The following is an 18,185-nucleotide window of genomic DNA, read 5'->3' on the forward strand; positions in this document are numbered from 1 at the left end:
GCGGGTGCAACCACATGGCCCCAGCGCCCTGTTCACAGCATGTGGGCAAGCCTGTGGATAAGGCCACAGGCCTTACAAAAGCGCTTCAATCGCGGCGGCCATCTTTTCCGGCGTCACCTGCGGGGCAAAGCGTTCCACCACCTGCCCCTCGCGGTTGATGAGAAATTTGGTGAAATTCCATTTCACCGCCTTGGTGCCCAAAATGCCCGGCGCGCTATCTTTCAACCATTGCCACAGGGGATCTGTCCCCGCGCCATTCACCTCCACCTTGCCCATCAAGGGGAAGGACAGGCCGAAATTGACGCGGCAGAACTGGTCGATCTCGTCCGCGCTGCCCGGTTCCTGCCCGCCAAACTGGTTGCAGGGGAAAGCGATCACTTCAAAGCCGCGGTCCCCATAATCGCGCCACAGCTTTTCCAGCCCGTCATATTGCGGGGTAAAGCCGCATTTGCTGGCGGTGTTGACCACCAGCAATACCTTGCCCAGTTTGTCGGCCAGATTGATCTGCGTGCCATTGGGCAGGGTGGCGGTGAAATCGGCGATCGTTTTTGCGGTCATAGCAGGCGCCCTTCCTTCAACCGCACCACGCGGTCCATGCGCGCGGCCAATCGCTCATTATGGGTGGCGATCAAGGCCGATGCGCCCTGATCTTTGACCAGACGCAGGAATTCGTCAAACACCAGATCGGCGGTGGCCTCGTCCAGATTGCCGGTGGGTTCATCGGCCAGCACCAAACACGGCGCATTGGCCAAGGCCCGCGCCACAGCCACGCGCTGCTGCTCGCCGCCGGACAATTGGCTGGGCTTGTGCCCCAGCCTCGCCCCCAGCCCCAACGCTTTGAGCAAAGCCTGCCCGCGCTCTTCTGCCTCCGCCCTTGCGCGGCCCGCAACAAGGCCCGCCAGTGTGACATTTTCAACCGCCGTGAAATCAGGCAGCAGATGGTGGAATTGATAGACAAAGCCGATCAGGTCGCGCCGCATATTGGTGCGCTCGTCGCTGCTGGCCGCGCTGGCATCCCGCCCCGCCAACGTGATCTGCCCGCCAAAGCCGCCTTCCAGCAGGCCCACCGCCTGCAACAAGGTGCTCTTGCCCGAACCCGAAGGGCCCAGCAGCGCCACGATCTCGCCCTCGGCAATGGTCAGGTCCACGCCTTTCAGCACATCGACCCGCACCCCACCCTGTTCAAAACTGCGGGTTACGCCCGATAATTGCAGCAGATTACTCATAGCGCAGCACCTGCACAGGATCGGTTCCCGCCGCCTTGAAGGCAGGGAACAGGGTGAACACAAAAGACAGGCCCAAAGCCATTGCCACAATGCCGACAATATCCATCGGATCGGAACGGCTGGGCAGTTCGGTGAGGAAGCGGATTTTCGGGTCCCACAGGTTTTGCCCCGTAACCAATTGCACGAATTGCACGATATTCTGGCGGAAGAACAGGAAGGTATAACCCAAGCCCAGACCGGCACCCGTGCCCAACGCACCAATCGTGCCGCCAATGGCCAGAAATATCTTCATGATCGACCGCCGCGAAGCGCCCATCGTGCGCAGGATAGCAATGTCGCGCGTTTTGGCGCGCACCAGCATAATCAGCGAGGACAGGATATTGAACGCGGCCACCAGCACGATCAGCGAGAGCACGACAAACATTGCCACCCGCTCCACCGCAATCGCTTCAAACAATTGCGCATTCATCGCCTTCCAGTCGGTGATGATCGCGCGTCCCTCCACCGCTTTGGCCAAGGGGGCCAGAATCTCGCTCACCTTGTCAGCATCCTGTGTGGTCACTTCGATCATGCCAATCGTATCGCCCGACAGCAAAAGCGTCTGCGCATCGGCCAGAGGCAGGATCACAAAGGCATTGTCATAATCATAGACGCCCACTTCAAACACCGCCCCGATACGATAGGCCACCTGACGCGGCACCGTGCCAAAGGGTGTATCACGGCCAACCGGATTGATCACCGTGATCGTATCGCCCACCTGCGCGCCCAGATTTTCCGCCAGCCTTGCGCCAATCCCCACCACGCCCGCATCGGGAGCCACCGTGGCGATAGAGCCCGACTTAACCTTGGGCTTCAAAGCGGCAATATCGGGCGCGGTCTGCCCGCGCAGCAGGATGGCCTGCACGCGGCCCTCATAGGTTACCAGCAAGGGCTGCTCGACCAAGGGACTGGCCTTCACCACGCCCTTGGTGGCCCGCGCCTGTGCCAGCACCTGTTCCCAATCATCGATCCGCCCGCCATAGCCCTGTACGATGGCATGGCCATTGAGGCCGACAATCTTGTCCAGCAATTCGGCGCGAAAGCCGTTCATCACGCTCATCACCACCACCAGCGCCGCCACGCCCAGCGCCACCGCCACCAGCGAAATGCCCGCCACCAGCGCGATAAAGGCCTCGCCACGCCCGGGTAACAGGTATCGCTTGGCCACGGTCCATTCAAAAGGGGTAAGAATCACGGGATAAGCCTGATAAGAAGGGTTGCTGGTCAAGGCCTCGTCCTCTAGGCGCGGCGGCGTTGCAGCGCAATGAATGAGCGCGGCACGTCCACCCCTTTGCGCTCCCCCTTGCTTTCATGGGCAAGTGGGGCCAAATGCACCCGCCTTTCCGGCGTCCCTCTTACACAAAGAGTCGCAAACCCGGCATGACCTGCAAAATGACCCAACCCGCCCATACCGCCCTGCCCCTGACCAACGAGCGCGACGAAGCGCCATGGGATGTCGGCCCCGATGGCGACAAGCTGGGTGAGGAATGCGGCGTTTTCGGCGTCATCGGCGCGCGTTCGGCCTCGGCCATGGTGGCGCTGGGCCTGCACGCCCTGCAACATCGCGGTCAGGAAGCGGTCGGCATCACCAGCTATGATGGCGTGGGCGATGCAGGCGATTTCTTCTCGCACCGCGGCATTGGCCATGTGGCCCATGTGTTCAACAATCAGGACATTTTCGCCGATCTGCCCGGATCGATGGCTTCGGGTCATGTGCGCTATTCCACCACGGGCGGTTCTGGCCTGCGCAATATCCAGCCCCTGTTTGCCGATCTGGCCACGGGCGGTTTTTCCATCGCGCATAATGGCAATATTTCCAACGCCATGATGCTCAAGCGTGATCTGGTGCAAAAGGGTTCGATCTTCCAGTCGACCTCCGACACGGAAGTGATCATCCATCTGGTCGCCACCTCGCGCTATCCCACTTTGCTCGATCGCTTCATCGACGCGCTGCGCCTGATCGAAGGGGCCTATTCGCTGATCTGCATGACGCCCGAAGGCATGATCGCCTGCCGCGACCCCTTGGGCATCCGCCCCTTGGTGATGGGCCGCATTGGTGATGCGGTGGTGTTCGCCTCCGAAACCGTGGCGCTGGACGTGGTCGGTGCCGATTTCGAACGTGAAGTCGAACCGGGCGAATTGATTCAGGTCGACCACAAGGGCGTGATTTCCAGCCACCGCCCCTTTGGCGATAACCCCGCACGCCCCTGCATTTTCGAACAGGTCTATTTCAGCCGCCCCGATTCGATCCTTGCCGGTCAGTCGGTTTACCAGTCGCGCCGCCAGATCGGCGTGGAACTGGCCAAAGAAGCCTTTGTCGAGGCCGATATCGTGGTGCCGGTGCCGGATTCGGGCGTGCCCGCCGCGATTGGCTATGCAGCGGAAAGCGGCATTCCCTTTGAACTGGGCATCATCCGCAGCCACTATGTCGGCCGCACCTTCATCCAGCCCGGCGATGGCAAGCGCCATGCCGAGGTCAAGCGCAAGCATAATGCCAACCGCGCTCTGGTGGCGGGCAAGCGTATCGTGCTGATCGACGATTCGATCGTGCGCGGCACTACCTCGCTCAAAATCGTGCAGATGATGCGCGATGCCGGTGCGTCCGAAGTGCATATGCGCATCGCCAGCCCGCCGACCGAAAACTCCTGCTTCTATGGCGTGGATACGCCGGAGCGCAGCAAACTGCTGGCCGCGCGCATGGATCTGGAAGCGATGGCCGATTATATTCAGGCCGACAGCCTGGCCTTTATCTCCATCGACGGCCTCTATCGCGCCGTGGGCCATAGCGAGCGTAACCCCTCCTGCCCGCAATTCTGCGATGCATGCTTTACCGGTGAATATCCCACCCGCCTGACCGACTATTCGGCACAGGTCACCGCTGGCGAAACCGAGGGCTGATCCGATGACGGACTTGACGGGCCAGATCGCGCTGGTCACCGGCGCCAGCAAGGGTATTGGCGCGGCCATTGCCCAAACGCTGGCCAAGGCGGGCGCGCATGTGATTATCACCGCGCGCGATGTGAAAGCCCTGGAAGCGGTGGAACAGGCCATCCATGACGCAGGCGGCACCGCCACCATCGCGCCGATGGAATTGACCGAGAGCGATGCGATTGCCCGTCTGGCCGATGCCGTGGCACAGCGCTGGGGCAAGCTGGACCTGTTGGTGATCAATGCCGCCGTGCTGCCCATGCTGGGCCCGGTGGTCGATCTGGACATGAAGGCGTTTAACAAGGCGGTGGCGACCAATGTCGGTGCCACGCAAGCCTTGCTGGGCGCTTTTGACAAGCTGCTGAAAAAGGCTCCTGCCGGACAGGTGATTGGCCTCACCACTTCGGTGGCGACCAAGCCGCGCGCCTATTGGGGCGCCTATGCCGCTACCAAGGCGGCGCAGGAAGTGCTGCTCGATTGCTATGCGCAGGAAGTGCGCGGCATTTCCAGCGTGCGCGTGGGCATTATCGACCCCGGCGCCACCCGCACCGCCATGCGCGCCAAGGCCTATCCGGGCGAGGACCCCAAAAGCGTGAAGGAACCCCAAGTGGTGGCCGATGCCTTGTTGGCCTTGCTTGCGGAAGATTACGCTAGCCCGCATCGCCTGCGCGTTAACGCATAAAGCTAAACTTCCAGTCATAGATTGGGCGCATTATTCCCGTGTCGCAGGGAGCACCAGCGACACGGCTATGCGGGCTATTGCGCGGCCCGTAGGCTGTCGGGGCCTTTTCCCCAAGGCCCTAGGGCGCGATTGGTGGCCCCGCACCCCCACCACCCGCAGACCACCGGTCGCGCCCCCTTTTCACCCCGCCTTGATAGTCGCATAGGCCGCCAAAGCACGTTGCCGCGCCTCGACATGGCCGACGATCGGCATGGGGTAATTGCAACGGCGGCGCATGATCGGGGTGGGATCATGAATTTCCTCCTCTCCCAGCGCGGAAAGTTCGGGGACATAGCGGCGGATATAGTCACCCGCGTCGAATTTGGGGCTTTGGGTCAAGGGCGCCATGATGCGGGCAAACTGGTTGGCATCCACCCCGCTGCCCGCTGACCACTGCCAATTGACCACATTTTGCGCATAATCGGCATCGACCAGCGTGTCCCAGAACCATTGCTCGCCCACCCGCCAATCGAGCAGCAGATGTTTGATGAGGAAGCTGGCGACGATCATCCGCACGCGATTATGGATCCAGCCCGTCTGCCACAATTGCCGCATGCCGGCATCCACGATGGGATAGCCGGTGCGTCCCTGCTGCCACGCGGCCAGATCCTGCGCATCCTCTCGCCATGGGAAGGCATCGAATGCGGGCTTGGCAGGGCGCGCGCCATAATCGGGGAATTCGGCGATGATATTCTGCCCATAATCACGCCAGCCCAGTTCGGCGCGGAACTGTTCTACCCCTGCTCCGCAACCTTCCACCGCATGCCAGACTTGCGCGGGGCTGATCTCGCCCAGAGCCAGATGGGGGGACAGGCGACTCGTGCCCTCCTCGCTGGGGTAATTGCGACGGTCATTATAGGCACTGGCGCGGTGGGGGGTGAAGGCATCGAGGCGGGCCAATGCTCCTGCCTCACCCGGCGTCCATTCGGCGCGGAAACCGGCGGCCCAATCCGGCTTGGTGGGCAACAGGCACCAATCGCTCAGACGGTCACTGTCGGGCCATGCAGCGGGCACCGCCAATCTGTCCGGCGCGGCAGAGGGCAAGGGCGGGGGCAAGAGTTGCTGCGAGGCGCGCCAAAAAGGCGTGTAGATACGGAAATTGGTGCCTCCGCCTGTCTTCACCGTGCCGGGGGGCAACAGAAAATTGCCATGGTGCAGATGGAGGTTCAGCCCCTCCTTGACCAAGGCCTTTTCCGCATTGCGCCACCAAGGCTCGTAATGATGCAGGGCGTGGATCGTTCGTGCCCCCACCTCCGCCGCCAATTCGGCCAGCACTTGCGGCGATGCACCCCGGCGCAGGATCAGGCGGCTGCCTCGGGCCTCCAACGCTTTGGACAGCGCCCGCAAGCTGCCATCCAGCCACCAGCGCGAGGCCGCGCCCAGCTTGCGATGGCGCGGGGTTTCATCATCCAGCACATAGACGGGGATGACCGGAGCGCCGCTGGAGGCAGCCGCCAGCACAGCGGCCTGATCGGCAAGGCGAAGATCGCGGCGAAACCACAGGAGGATGGAAGTTTGTGTCATCCCCTCTCATAGCAAAACGGCCGCCCCTTGCGGAGCGGCCGATCCTTGCCTGCCCTAAAGGGCAAAAGCGTTACACGTTGGACAAAGGCCCCTGATCCTCGGCGGCATCCACCGTCCAGGTCTGGCCACGGGCAAACAGCTTGGCCAGATTGGCCTGCTTGCCTTCGCGGGCAACCTCGTCCTGCGCCAGAACGGCGCCTTCATAGGTGGGCTTGGGATCATCATAGACCACACCCAGCGCCACGGGGAAGTCCGCCATGGGCAGTTCCACCAGCATATGCGCCACGCTGCGGTTCTTCACGTCATGCACCAGCACATCGGCGGCCTGCCAGTCGCCATCAACAACGTCGACGATCTCCAGATGCAGATGGTCGGTGTTGAGGCGCAGCCCCTGCGTGCCCTTGTTGAACAGCATCGGCTCGCCATCCTTCAGCCAGAGCTGGCGCGTGTCGGCCACGGCCTTTTCGGTGAAATCGGCAAAGCGATCCTTGTTATAGACGATGCAGTTCTGGAAGATTTCCACAAAGGCTGCGCCCTGATGGGCATGGGCGGCCTTCAGAACTTCGGGCAGGTTCTTCGACGTGTCGAAGCCACGCGCCACAAAACGCGCGCCCGCACCCAGCGCAAAGGCGCAAGGCTGCATCGGACGGTCCACGCTGCCCAAAGGCGTTGTCGGGCTGGGCGTGCCTTCGCGGCTCGTGGGCGAATACTGGCCCTTGGTCAGGCCGTAGATCTCGTTGTTGAACAACAGGATCTGCGAATTGATGTTGCGGCGCAGGAAATGCATCGTGTGGTTGCCGCCGATGGACATGCCATCGCCGTCACCGGTCACCAGCCAGATATCCAGTTCGGGATTGGCCAGCTTGATGCCGGTGGCAAAGGCAGGCGCACGACCATGGATCGTGTGGAAGCCATAGGAGGACATGTAATAGGGGAAACGGCTGGAGCAGCCGATGCCCGACACGAACACGGTCTTGGCCGGATCGGCGCCCAGTTCGGGCAGCGTGCGCTGCACCGCCTTCAGGATGGCATAATCACCGCAACCGGGGCACCAGCGCACTTCCTGATCGGATTCCCAGTCCTTGAGGGTGGTCTTGACGGCGACGGGAGTCATATCGTTCATCATTCTTCCCCTTAGGCCAGAGCAGCTTCAATCGCGGCTTCAAGCTCCGCAATCGTGAAGGGCTGACCCGAAACCTTGTTGAGCGGCTTGGCATCGACCAGATATTGATCGCGCAGCACAGTCTTGAACTGGCCGGTGTTCATTTCGGGCACGATGACCTTGTCATAGCCCTTGAGCAAGTCGCCCAGATTGGCGGGCATCGGCCAGATGTGGCGGACATGGATATGGCTGACATCCAGCCCCTTGGCGCGCGCACGGCGCACGGCCTGATGGATCGCGCCATAGGTGCTGCCCCAACCGACCAGCGCCAGCTTGCCAGTGGTCGTGCCCTGGCTGACTTCCTGAGCAGGAACGTGGTGGGCAATGCCATCCACCTTCGCCTTGCGGGCGTCGGTCTGCAACTGGTGTACCGGGGGCGAGTAATCGAGGTCGCCGGTGTCGGGTGCCTTTTCGATACCGCCGATGCGGTGCATCAAATCGGGCGTGCCGGGCTTGATCCACGGGCGAACGCCCTTTTCGTCGCGCTTATAGGGCAGGACCTTGCCACCGGGATTGTTGGTTTCGCTCATGAAGCTGACGGGGAAAGGTTCAAAACCTTCCGGATCAGGCACAGACCAAGGCTCAGCCGCATTGCCGATATAGCCATCGGTCAGCAGCATTACCGGCGTCATGAATTGCACGGCAAGGCGCACCGCCTCAATGGCGCATTCAAACGCATCGGCGGGGCTGCGCGCGGCAATGACCGGCATGGGCGTATCGCCATTGCGGCCATAGACCGCCTGATAGAGATCGCTCTGCTCGGTCTTGGTGGGCAGTCCGGTCGAGGGACCGCCACGCTGCGAGTTGATGATCACCAGCGGCAATTCAGCCATCACGGCAAGCCCCATGGCCTCACCCTTGAGCGCGATGCCGGGGCCGGAGGAGGAGGTAACGCCAAGGCTGCCCGCATAGGACGCGCCGATAGCGGCAGCGATGGCCGCGATTTCGTCCTCCGCCTGGAAGGTGGTGACGCCAAATTCCTTCATCTTGGCCAGATTGTGCAAAATGGCCGAGGCAGGCGTGATGGGATAGCCGCCGAAGAACATCGGCAGTTCGGCCAATTGCGCACCTGCCACCAGACCAAGGCTGATCGCATCGGCGCCGGTGATGGTGCGATAAAGGCCAGGAGCCTGCGGGGCGGGCTCGATGGTCAGCTTCTTGACCTGACCGCCGATTTCCGCCGTCTCGCCATAGGCATGGCCAGCGTTAAGCGCGGCAATGTTCGCTTCGGCCAGAATGGGCTTCTTGGCGAACTTGGCGTTCAGCCAGTCGATCAAAGGCTGGCGCGGGCGGTCGAACATCCACAGGGCAAGGCCCAGCGTCCACATGTTCTTACAACGCAGCGCTTCCTTATTGCCAAGGCCAAAAGGCTTCACCGCCTGCAGCGTCAGCGCGGAAATGTCGAAAGCCAGCAAGGTCCACTTGGCAAGGCTGCCATCTTCGAGCGGATTGACCTCGTATTTGGCCTTTTCAAGGTTGCGCTTGGTGAACTCGCCCGTGTCGGCAATGATCAGGCCGCTGGGCTTCAGATCGGCCAGATTGACCTTCAAAGCAGCCGGATTCATCGCCACCAGCACGTCGGGCTGGTCGCCCGCGGTGGAAACCTCGGTGCTGCCGAAATTGATCTGGAAGGCCGAGACGCCAAACAGCGTGCCCTGCGGCGCGCGGATTTCGGATGGGAAATCGGGGAAGGTCGCCAGATCATTGCCGGCCAGCGCGGTGGACAGCGTGAACTGACCGCCCGTCAACTGCATACCATCGCCCGAATCGCCTGCAAACCGCACAACGACCGTTTCGGGTGTGTTATCCGTCACGCGACCAGCTTCCGAGCCCACATCCATTTGGCCCGCATCCACTTGAGTTGCCATCTTCGTCCTTCCAAACTCGGCCCTGCTCCTACAACGCAGATCCACCGAGAACGACTGCCCCTAAGCGCCAAAACCGCGCCTGTGCAATTGAGAAAAACTGTCAGCCATAAAACCGACAATCCGCCAGACGCCCAAAACCTCTTGCGCCCTCTAGTCAAGTCGCAATCTTCATCCTATCGGCGCCTCCCCACCTGTTTTTACGCTTTGATCCACCGCATGAGGCGCTTATCCTGCCTCTACCGGACCAATGAGAGATTGCCCAAACACATGACCGATCTTGCATCTTTGCCCTATCGCCCCTGCGTTGGCGTCATGCTGGTCAACGCGCAGGGCCGCGTCTTTGTCGGCGCGCGAATCGACCAGCGCGAAAGCGAAGTGGGTCAGGACGGCGATTTCTGGCAAATGCCCCAGGGCGGGATTGACGATGGCGAAGACCTGCGCACCGCCGCCTATCGCGAGCTTTACGAGGAAACCGGCGTGGGCGAATCCCATGCCGTGCTGCTGGCGCAGACCAAAACGGAACTGCTTTATGATTTGCCCGAACATCTGATCGGCAAATTGTGGAAGGGCAAATATCGCGGCCAGCGCCAGCACTGGGTGTTGATGCGCTTTACCGGCCAGGATAGCGACATCAATCTGAACGCCCATAACCCTGCCGAATTCGAGGCATGGAAATGGGTGGATGCCGAAAGCGTGGTCGACCTGATCGTGCCGTTCAAAAAGCGCGTCTACCGTGCCGTGCTGGATGAATTCCGCGCGCTGATCTGATTTAGTTGGTGGAGAAAGCCGCCTTGGCCGCCACATCCTTGGCGGCCACATCGGCGGCGCTCACCACCTTGGGATTAGGACCCTTGGCAATCACCGCCGACAGACGGGTTGCCGCCTCACATTGCGCGCCGCAAATGCCCTGCAGCTTGGCCAGATTGCTCTTGGCCTTATCCAGCGCCCCCTTTTCGGCCAAAGCCTCGCCCTCGCCCGCAATGGCATCCACGTTGGCCGGATCACGGGTCAGCACCACGCGGTAATAATGCAGCGCCTTGCCCTGCATCCCCTGCCGCCGCGCCGCCTCGGCCAGAGCCAGCGTGATACGCCCGCTGCCCGGTTGCACCGCCAAGGCCGCTTCAAAGGCATCAATGGCGCGATCGACCTCACCCGTGGTCAAGGCCGCACGCCCTTCGGCCTCCAGCGCGGCAGCGCGCGGGTTCAACACATCGCCCTGCGCCGAATGCCCACTGCTCGCGCTCACCGCCAAGGCGATGGAGAGAGCAAGCGAGACAGGAGCAAAACGCATCAACAATTCCTTGGCCGTGACAGGGCGTAAGCGCCTAGTGTCTGGTGTGGCATCTAACATGAACGAACCGTTACCACAGGCCGCAAGCTTACAACAAGCGGGCACGGGCAACGAAGAACCCGTCTGTACCATCGGACAGGGGAGAAAAGCGTAAACCGCCGCCCCGTGGCTCGCCCGCAGCGATGGTGAGGGTTTCGGCCTGCATGCGGGGCTGGCGGGCAAGGAAGGCGGTGAATTGCCCCGCGCCTTCCTCATCCAGCAGCGAACAGGTGACAAAGATGATCCGCCCGCCCGGCTTCACCAATTCCACTGCCAGATCGAGCAGCCGCGACTGGATACCGGTCACCCGTGCCAGTTCTGCCTCGGTCAGGCGCCAGCGGCCTTCGGGTTGGCGGCGCCATGTTCCCGTGCCGCTGCAAGGCGCGTCGATCAGCACCGCATCGGCCTTGCCCAGAAAAGGCGCCAGAGCCTCACGCTCGCGGTTGGGGTTCATCAACAGGGTTTGCGCGATAATCACCCCTGCCCGCTCGGCTCGCGGGGCAAGGCGGGACAGGCGCGCGCGATCGACATCGCAGGCAATCAATTGCCCGCGATTGCCCATGGAGGCCGCCAGCGCCAAAGTCTTGCCGCCGCCGCCCGCGCAAAGGTCGACCACCGTTTCGCCGCCCCGCGCATCCACCGCCAGACAGGTCAGTTGCGATCCGCCATCCTGCACCTCGATCTGGCCCGCCTGATAGGCATCCCATTGCTCCACCGGCGTGTTGGCGGGATAGCGCAAGCCTTGCGGGGCCAGCAAAGGCTCGCCCGCCTCGGGCAGGGCCAGCGTGGCGCGATCAGCCTTCAGGGCGTTGACGCGAATATCGAGCGGGGCGCGGCTGAGCAAAGCCTGCGCCGCCTCACCCGTAATACCGCTGACAGCAAGACGCTGCTCCAGCCAGCGCGGGGCGATGCCGGCCTCGGCAGGCTGCTCGCCCGCCTCGATCGGCGCGGGCGCATGGCGGGAACCATCGAACAAAGGCGGTAGAGCAGCATCGCCTTGCGCCAGCCTGAGCAACGCCGCACGCCCCGTTTCCGGCACCGCCCCGCATGCCCGCATAGCGCTATAGACCAGTTCACGCACCGCCCGCCGGTCCTTGCTGCCCGCAAAGCGGCGGGTGCGGAACCATTCGGTGATCACCCGATCCGCCGGTGCCCCGCCGCGCCTTGCGCTGGCGATCACCTCGTCGAGGATCTCTATCGCGGCTTGGACACGGGCTTGGGGGGTCATGGGTTTGCGGTTTTGCCTGACTTGAGAGGGCTGGATATAGAAATGCGAGGGACTCGTCCCTCGCGCTCCCGTTAATTTTGCGTGGCGCAATGGGGCTCGATGTTTTGCCAAATTTGGCAACGCATCAAATATTAAAGCCTACGGCGCAATGTAGTACAACACCCAGCGCCGCAGGCCTTAAACAATCAAATCTGGCACAACCGATTATCGGGATTGCCAAGGGATAAATCCCTTGGCCCGCCGGAGGCCAAACCCAACCCTTAACGCGTCGGATAATTGGGCGCCTCACGCGTGATGGTCACATCATGCACATGGCTTTCCTTCAAACCCGCATTGGTGATCTGCACGAATTTCGCCTTGGTGCGCAGATCGTCAATCGTGGCGCTGCCGGTATAGCCCATGGCCGCCTTGATGCCGCCCACCAACTGATGCACCACATCCTTGGCAGGGCCCTTATAAGGCACCTGACCTTCGATACCTTCAGGCACCAGCTTCATCTGGTCCTTGATGTCCTGCTGGAAATAGCGGTCGGCGCTGCCGCGCGCCATCGCGCCAACCGAGCCCATGCCGCGATAGGCCTTATAGGCGCGGCCCTGATAGATGAAGGTTTCGCCCGGCGCTTCTTCCGTACCGGCCAACAGCGAGCCAACCATGATCGTGCTGGCGCCAGCGGCCAGTGCCTTGGCAGCGTCACCCGATGTGCGCAGGCCGCCGTCACCGATGATCGGCACGCCAGCCTTTTCGGCCGCTTCCGCCGCTTCCATGATGGCGGTCAACTGGGGCACGCCCACACCAGCCACGATGCGCGTGGTGCAGATCGAGCCGGGCCCGATGCCCACCTTCACCGCATCCGCGCCAGCGTCGATCAACGCGCGGGTCGCTTCGGCGGTGGCGACATTGCCCGCCACCACTTGCGCATTGGCGTTCAGCTTCTTCACGCGCTCAACAGCGCGGGCCACGTCACGGTTATGGCCGTGGGCGGTGTCGATGATCACCACGTCACATTCCGCGTCCAGCAGAGCGGCGGTGCGCTCAAAACCCTTGTCGCCCACCGTGGTGGCCGCCGCCACGCGCAGACGCCCAGCGGCATCCTTGGTGGCCGAGGGATAATTCACGGCCTTTTCCATGTCCTTGACCGTGATCAGGCCGATGCAGCGATAGGCATCGTCCACCACCAGCAGCTTTTCAATGCGACGGGCGTGCAACAATTTGCGCGCTTCATCCTGCGACACGCCATGCGAGACGGTGGCCAGATTTTCATGCGTCATCAATTCACGCACCGGCTGCGCGGCATTATCGGCAAAACGCACATCGCGGTTGGTCAGGATACCGACCAGCTTGCCACCGGCCTCCACCACAGGAATGCCGCTGATGCGGTTGGCCTGCATGATAGCGCGGGCCTCGCCCAGCGTGGCATCGGGCGTTATGGTGATGGGATTGACCACCATGCCGCTTTCAAAGCGCTTCACCGCGCGAACCGCGGCGCATTGTTCCTCGATGGTCAGATTGCGGTGCAGCACGCCAATGCCGCCCAATTGCGCCATGACAATCGCCATATCCGCTTCGGTCACCGTGTCCATGGCCGAGGAAATGACGGGGATGTTGAGGGCAATTCCCTTGGTCAGACGCGTGCGCGTATCGGCCATGGAGGGAACGATGTCGGATTCGGCCGGACGCAGCAAAACGTCGTCAAAGGTAAGGCCGAGGGAAATGTCCATGATCGCCACGCTGGTCTCTCATCAAGTCTGTGGGGCAGGCAAGCCGCCCGTGGATTCGTGGCGGCCCATGTAAACAAGCATGACGCAAAGGGCTAGGGGGCTTTTTGCGAGAATTTGATGACAGAGGCGCTTTGAGCGAAAAAATTTTGTCGCCCCCATGCAAAAGCCCGCGCCTATCCTGACAGGACAGCGCGGGCCTTATTATCCGGAAGCCACCTGACAGCGGCCCCGCATCGGCATCAGCACTTGATGAATTTGCCCTTGGCGTCCTTGCAGGGGCCCTTCTTGGCCGGAGCCATCGCAGGGGCCATGGCGGGCGCGGCCGCAGGCTTCATGGTGGGGGCCGCAGGCTTCATCGCGGGGGCAGGCGCTGCGGGCTTCATGGCCGGAGCCATGGCAGGCGCCATCGCCGGACCGGCAGGCTTCATCGCAGGAGCGGCCTTGCCACCGGAAGGCATCGCGCCGGGCGTGCCACACTTGGCAAACTGCCCCTTGGCATTGCGGCAGGGCGAGGCATTGGCTGCAGCAGGCAGGGCCAGAACGGCAACCAGCGCGAGGGGCAGCATCAACTTCTTCATGGCAATCTCCTGTTTCAACTCTGGCCCAAGCGGTAGGGGAGCCGCCCTGTCCGGTTCATGAATGCGGCAACTTGCGCCGCAACTTCAGTAAAGCACAAAGGATCACCGCTGAACATTGGACATATAGGGCTGGAAACGTCCATTATCCGCAAAATATTGCACCAGAGCGACATGGAAAGCCACATCCTCCACCGCCCCGCCCAGTTCCAGCCCAGCCTTCACCACATCACCGGGCCGGTGGTAATCGCCGTCGAAAAACCGCTCCAACCGCGCCAGATCGCCATAGGCGCTGGTCACCATCACCGTAGGCACATCATGCGCCAACAAGGCCCAGCCATCCTGCCGCCTGATATAACGGTTGGGCCCCTCGCCCGGATCCAGCTTGCGATGTTGTTCGCGGGCGACATTGGCGATGCCGGTGTCGAGCGAAGTCAGGCCTTTGCCCACAATGCCCAAAGGCGTTCCGGCAGGAGCAATGGCAAGGGAATCCAGATTGAAGGCCGCCACAATATTCTGCAAAGGCAAGGGCGGATTTTCCGCAAAAGCCTCCGCGCCCAGCAGGCCCCATTCCTCACCCGTGGTCGCCACGAAATAGACATCGCGGTCCAATTGCAGCTTGGCCACCCGCCGCGCCACTTCGATCATGCCCGCCACACCGCTGGCATTATCCACCGCACCATTGCACAAAAGATGCGGCGCGGGCGGCGCGGCGCAAGTGCCGAAATGGTCCCAATGCGCCATCAGCACCACCGCGCCGGCATCGCTATTCTTGCCCGGCAGGCGCGCCACCAGATTATGCGTCAGGATCACCGTCTCACGCGTGGTCGCTTCCAGACTGGCGCTGACATCCAGCAGGCGCGGGGCGAAATCAGGCCTGTCCGCCTCACGTTGCAGGCTGGCCAGAGTGTCGGGCACACCATCCAGCATCTGGTCCAGCGCGGCGGGCGTGACATAGGCCTCCACATCGCCGCCCAAAGCCTCGCTGGCCAAGGCATAGGCCGAGCGACTGCGCTTTTCACTGACCATGGCCAGATTGCGTGGCCCGTCCAGCACCGTCATGACCGCCGCCGCCCCGCCAGCCAGCAAGGCATTTTGCCGCGCCGTATCGCCCAATTGTTCGCCAGCTGGCGGTCGATCAAGGATGACCGCCACCCGCCCCGCCAATTCCGAACGCGGCGGCACAGCCAAGCCCCGCCCGACAAACAACAGCGGCGCGCCCTGAATTAACGCCCTGCGACCAGAGGTCAGCACCAGCACATCCTCTGCCGACACCGGCAGGCTGCGCCCGCGTCGATAGAATTGTGCCACGCCCGCCGCAGGCCGACGCGACACGATACGGACCGGCGCGAACCAAGGGTTGGCAGGCTGGTTGGTGCCCGACACCAGACCGATGTCGTAAAACTGGCGGGCGATATAGCGCAGGCTCTTGGCCTCGCCATCGGTGCCCGGTTCGCGTCCGGCAAAATCATCGCTGGCCAAAATGCGGATATGGGCCAGCAATTGCTCTTGCAGCAATTTGTCCGGCTTGACCTCGGTACGCGCCTGCGCTGTGCCGACCACCAACAAGGCCAATCCGCAAGCCAAACCGACGCCGGAAAGCACCCCTGCCCCCCGCCGCCGGTTCAAACGCCTTATCGCAGCCCAGCCTCGTTTCATCGACGGTGAACCTACACCAACCAAGCCCGCCGACAAGCACCCCATCGTGCCGGAATGGGGATAAATCCCAGCGTTGCATCCATGCATCACCATCGCGGCACGACTGGCGGACAAAGGCTTAAGTCGCGCTCTTTTTCTCGGGTGCGAATTGGTTGATATTCAAATGCAAGGCGTTGATTTTAGACTGCAAGGCAACCTTATCCTGCCCCGCATCCATCGCTTTGACCAATTCGCCGATCGGCCCATGGTCGCCATGCGGATCAAGCGCCATGGGCGCAAGCAGGCTACGAGCCGTCGCGATATCCCCCTGCCCGATCAGCACAATCGCCGCGCGCAAACGCACTTGCGCATCCGAAGGCACCAATACGACCGCCCGCAAGATCCCGTCCTCCGCACCGGCAGGCATCGCGCCACCTTGCGCGCGGGCCAGATCATAGAATTGCACATAGGGCAGTGGGTCATTGGGGGCGAGTTGATTGGCCTTCAACACCAACTGCCGCGCCAGCGCCCAATCCTCCGCCTTGCCGCTCGCTTGCGCCTTTTTCACCGCCACCCGCACGCGATAGGCGCTGGCGCCGGTATTGTCCGGCTCCACGGCCAGCGCGCGCTGCGCGGCAGCATCGGCGGCGGAATAGGCTTTGGCATCAAATTCCATTTCGGCCATCGCGCGCTGCACAAATGGGTCATCCAGATAGCGCGCGGCAATCGGACGGGCCTGCGCGGCAAGCGCCTCGGCCCTTTCCGGCCGGATGCCATGAACAGACTCCATACGAAAGGGCATGATCGCCGCCTCCCCTTCGCGAAGGGGACGCAAGTTTACAGTCGTTGCGGTCTTGATCTTATCCGCCGGAACCAGCCAGCTGGGAAAAGTCGAACGACGGACATAGGTCTCCACTTCATCATCCAACTTGGCAAGGTCGCCGAACACCTTTTCAGCCGCGGCCATAGGCTTCTCGCCACGGCTTAACCGGTCAAGATATTGAAAGAATTGGCCCGGCCTTTTCCCACTGATCAACAGATAGTGGCACAGCAACCAGCCACGGCTGTAAAGCTCGATCTGCTCGTCTTCCTTTGGTGGGTTCTCGTCGGCCTCGATCAGACGTTTAACCTTCCAATGGTGCATGCCTTGGATCGCCCAATCACGATCGGTAACCGGCGCACCGATAATGGCATTGCCCTTGTCGTCAAAAGCCAGAGTCGAAAACAGTTCGGCCAGACCTTCGGTAGCCCAGCGCGGATAGAATGACTGTGTATTCGACAGCAATATGTGATGGGTATATTCGTGAAACATCACCTGGGAAGGCGTCAGCGTTTCACCATTGGACATCGATGCGGGAATGAAGGCAAACGAACCTTCATAGCTGGGCCGGTAAAAGCCGACGACACCGCGACCACCCATCATATTTGAAATTTGCGCTGAACCGGCGGTGACATAGATGGTTGAAGGCATGCCTTCATCCTCCGCCTTCAACAGGCTGCGCAACACCGCATCGAAACGCTCCAGATTGATCGTCCGTTTGCGCAAAACATCGGGGGCCATATTGCCATAGACACGGAAATGGGCGGACTTGGCCTCTTGCCATTCGGCATGGGCAGGCATGGCGGCACCACTCAAAGTCAAGGCCAGACCACCGGCCGTCGAAACACTCTTAATCCACAGCGACAATTTCATGCACACCCTCGCAAGAATCAATTGCCTGACAGGCGTAACCTGACAAAGACCAATTGGACAGAGGGCAGACAGGCCCAAGAAAAAGGGCGGCCAACCCGCAGGTTACCGCCCCTTGTTCTTGCCGGACATGCCAGCGCGTTTTGGCGCGCCTTCAATCCCCGCGCGCGTTACAGCGCGCCTTCAATCCAAGCCTTGAGTTGGCTCTTGGGGGCCGCACCCAGCTTCTGGGCCACGGGCTTGCCGTCCTTGAACACGATCAGCAGCGGGATCGACTGCACGCCAAACTGGCTGGCGATATCGGTGTTCTCCATGATGTCCACCTTGGCGATGGTCACCGAATCGGCCAGTTCGTCGCTGATTTCTTCCAGAGCGGGGCCGATCATCTTGCACGGGCCGCACCAGTCGGCCCAGAAATCCACCACCACCGGCTTGTCAGAAGCCAGAACGTCGGAAGAAAAGCTTGCGTCGGTAACCTTGATGGTGGCCATGGGGTAATCTCCTGAAGTGTTATCGTCTAAATAAGCGCTGCCTTGCG

At 61.8% G+C, this 18,185-nt stretch carries 16 protein-coding genes; 3 read left to right on the forward strand and 13 right to left on the reverse strand.

The features are described 5' to 3' along the window. Positions 1-72: 72 nt before the first annotated feature. Genes EOE18_RS11640 through EOE18_RS11650 form a run of 3 tightly spaced genes read right to left on the reverse strand, consistent with a single transcriptional unit; the run spans position 73 to position 2,460 of the window. A complete protein-coding gene (locus EOE18_RS11640; protein ID WP_127709682.1) occupies positions 73-558 on the reverse strand; it encodes a glutathione peroxidase in 486 nt (161 codons plus the stop codon). Then, complete coding sequence (locus EOE18_RS11645) at positions 555-1,226, reverse strand: ABC transporter ATP-binding protein (RefSeq protein ID WP_127709684.1); 672 nt, start codon at positions 1,224-1,226, stop codon at positions 555-557. The genes EOE18_RS11640 and EOE18_RS11645 overlap by 4 nt, the downstream gene beginning before the upstream one ends. Continuing rightward, positions 1,219-2,460: a lipoprotein-releasing ABC transporter permease subunit gene (locus EOE18_RS11650; protein WP_127709686.1), complete on the reverse strand. Its 1,242-nt coding sequence runs from the start codon at positions 2,458-2,460 to the stop codon at positions 1,219-1,221. The genes EOE18_RS11645 and EOE18_RS11650 overlap by 8 nt, the downstream gene beginning before the upstream one ends. Positions 2,461-2,657: 197 nt before the next feature. On the opposite strand from EOE18_RS11650, the gene purF reads away from it, so the two are divergent. Together purF and EOE18_RS11660 are read left to right on the forward strand one after the other, a co-directional pair. After that, positions 2,658-4,163: an amidophosphoribosyltransferase gene (purF, locus tag EOE18_RS11655; protein WP_127709824.1), complete on the forward strand. Its 1,506-nt coding sequence runs from the start codon at positions 2,658-2,660 to the stop codon at positions 4,161-4,163. A gap of 4 nt (positions 4,164-4,167) precedes the next feature. Beyond that, complete coding sequence (locus tag EOE18_RS11660; protein ID WP_127709688.1) at positions 4,168-4,875, forward strand: SDR family NAD(P)-dependent oxidoreductase; 708 nt, start codon at positions 4,168-4,170, stop codon at positions 4,873-4,875. 180 nt (positions 4,876-5,055) lie between these two features. Here the strand turns inward: EOE18_RS11660 and EOE18_RS11665 are convergent, their stop codons facing one another. The 3 genes from EOE18_RS11665 to EOE18_RS11675 form a co-directional block, all read right to left on the reverse strand. Continuing rightward, positions 5,056-6,438: a cryptochrome/photolyase family protein gene (locus tag EOE18_RS11665; RefSeq protein ID WP_127709690.1), complete on the reverse strand. Its 1,383-nt coding sequence runs from the start codon at positions 6,436-6,438 to the stop codon at positions 5,056-5,058. A 70-nt stretch (positions 6,439-6,508) separates the two neighbouring features. After that, positions 6,509-7,561, reverse strand: coding sequence for a 2-oxoacid:ferredoxin oxidoreductase subunit beta (locus EOE18_RS11670; protein WP_127709826.1), 1,053 nt, complete (start codon positions 7,559-7,561; stop codon positions 6,509-6,511). A gap of 11 nt (positions 7,562-7,572) precedes the next feature. Next, positions 7,573-9,441, reverse strand: a complete 1,869-nt coding sequence (locus EOE18_RS11675) for a 2-oxoacid:acceptor oxidoreductase subunit alpha (RefSeq protein WP_127709828.1) — start codon at positions 9,439-9,441, stop codon at positions 7,573-7,575. Between the two features lie 294 nt (positions 9,442-9,735). Between EOE18_RS11675 and EOE18_RS11680 the strand changes: the two genes are divergently transcribed. Next, positions 9,736-10,236 carry an RNA pyrophosphohydrolase gene (locus EOE18_RS11680; protein ID WP_127709692.1) on the forward strand — a complete coding sequence of 167 codons (501 nt, stop codon included), beginning with the start codon at positions 9,736-9,738 and terminating at the stop codon, positions 10,234-10,236. Between the two features lies 1 nt (position 10,237). Here EOE18_RS11680 and EOE18_RS11685 read toward each other — a convergent pair whose 3' ends face one another. The 7 genes from EOE18_RS11685 to trxA all read right to left on the reverse strand — a co-directional run bounded on the left by EOE18_RS11685 (position 10,238) and on the right by trxA (position 18,138). Continuing rightward, positions 10,238-10,759, reverse strand: a complete 522-nt coding sequence (locus EOE18_RS11685; RefSeq protein ID WP_127709694.1) for a tetratricopeptide repeat protein — start codon at positions 10,757-10,759, stop codon at positions 10,238-10,240. Between the two features lie 88 nt (positions 10,760-10,847). Further along, on the reverse strand, positions 10,848-12,026 hold the full coding sequence (locus EOE18_RS11690) for an RsmB/NOP family class I SAM-dependent RNA methyltransferase (protein WP_127709696.1): 1,179 nt from the start codon (positions 12,024-12,026) through the stop codon (positions 10,848-10,850). Positions 12,027-12,286: 260 nt separating this feature from the next. Beyond that, complete coding sequence (gene guaB / locus EOE18_RS11695; RefSeq protein ID WP_127709698.1) at positions 12,287-13,744, reverse strand: IMP dehydrogenase; 1,458 nt, start codon at positions 13,742-13,744, stop codon at positions 12,287-12,289. Between the two features lie 239 nt (positions 13,745-13,983). After that, on the reverse strand, positions 13,984-14,322 hold the full coding sequence (locus tag EOE18_RS18625) for a hypothetical protein (protein ID WP_181953050.1): 339 nt from the start codon (positions 14,320-14,322) through the stop codon (positions 13,984-13,986). 102 nt (positions 14,323-14,424) lie between these two features. Next, the gene (locus EOE18_RS11705; protein WP_127709700.1) at positions 14,425-15,978 is read right to left on the reverse strand and encodes a M28 family metallopeptidase; all 1,554 of its coding nucleotides are present in this window, start codon (positions 15,976-15,978) and stop codon (positions 14,425-14,427) included. A 118-nt stretch (positions 15,979-16,096) separates the two neighbouring features. Then, positions 16,097-17,650, reverse strand: a complete 1,554-nt coding sequence (locus EOE18_RS11710; RefSeq protein WP_127709702.1) for a hypothetical protein — start codon at positions 17,648-17,650, stop codon at positions 16,097-16,099. A 167-nt stretch (positions 17,651-17,817) separates the two neighbouring features. Further along, positions 17,818-18,138, reverse strand: coding sequence for a thioredoxin (trxA, locus tag EOE18_RS11715; RefSeq protein WP_127709704.1), 321 nt, complete (start codon positions 18,136-18,138; stop codon positions 17,818-17,820). Positions 18,139-18,185 lie beyond the last annotated feature (47 nt).

The organism is Novosphingobium umbonatum (genome assembly GCF_004005905.1).
Classification (GTDB): domain Bacteria; phylum Pseudomonadota; class Alphaproteobacteria; order Sphingomonadales; family Sphingomonadaceae; genus Novosphingobium; species Novosphingobium umbonatum.

Excerpts from the sequence above, each read along its gene's own strand:
- purF (WP_127709824.1), top strand. The coding sequence starts at position 2,658 with ATGACCCAACCCGCCCATACCGCCCTGCCCCTGACCAACGAGCGCGAC.
- EOE18_RS11675 (WP_127709828.1), bottom strand. The coding sequence starts at position 9,441 with ATGGATGTGGGCTCGGAAGCTGGTCGCGTGACGGATAACACACCCGAA.
- EOE18_RS11670 (WP_127709826.1), bottom strand. The coding sequence starts at position 7,561 with ATGAACGATATGACTCCCGTCGCCGTCAAGACCACCCTCAAGGACTGG.
- EOE18_RS18625 (WP_181953050.1), bottom strand. The coding sequence starts at position 14,322 with ATGAAGAAGTTGATGCTGCCCCTCGCGCTGGTTGCCGTTCTGGCCCTG.
- EOE18_RS11705 (WP_127709700.1), bottom strand. The coding sequence starts at position 15,978 with ATGAAACGAGGCTGGGCTGCGATAAGGCGTTTGAACCGGCGGCGGGGG.
- EOE18_RS11685 (WP_127709694.1), bottom strand. The coding sequence starts at position 10,759 with ATGCGTTTTGCTCCTGTCTCGCTTGCTCTCTCCATCGCCTTGGCGGTG.
- EOE18_RS11665 (WP_127709690.1), bottom strand. The coding sequence starts at position 6,438 with ATGACACAAACTTCCATCCTCCTGTGGTTTCGCCGCGATCTTCGCCTT.
- guaB (WP_127709698.1), bottom strand. The coding sequence starts at position 13,744 with ATGGACATTTCCCTCGGCCTTACCTTTGACGACGTTTTGCTGCGTCCG.
- EOE18_RS11660 (WP_127709688.1), top strand. The coding sequence starts at position 4,168 with ATGACGGACTTGACGGGCCAGATCGCGCTGGTCACCGGCGCCAGCAAG.
- EOE18_RS11690 (WP_127709696.1), bottom strand. The coding sequence starts at position 12,026 with ATGACCCCCCAAGCCCGTGTCCAAGCCGCGATAGAGATCCTCGACGAG.
- EOE18_RS11680 (WP_127709692.1), top strand. The coding sequence starts at position 9,736 with ATGACCGATCTTGCATCTTTGCCCTATCGCCCCTGCGTTGGCGTCATG.
- trxA (WP_127709704.1), bottom strand. The coding sequence starts at position 18,138 with ATGGCCACCATCAAGGTTACCGACGCAAGCTTTTCTTCCGACGTTCTG.
- EOE18_RS11710 (WP_127709702.1), bottom strand. The coding sequence starts at position 17,650 with ATGAAATTGTCGCTGTGGATTAAGAGTGTTTCGACGGCCGGTGGTCTG.
- EOE18_RS11640 (WP_127709682.1), bottom strand. The coding sequence starts at position 558 with ATGACCGCAAAAACGATCGCCGATTTCACCGCCACCCTGCCCAATGGC.
- EOE18_RS11645 (WP_127709684.1), bottom strand. The coding sequence starts at position 1,226 with ATGAGTAATCTGCTGCAATTATCGGGCGTAACCCGCAGTTTTGAACAG.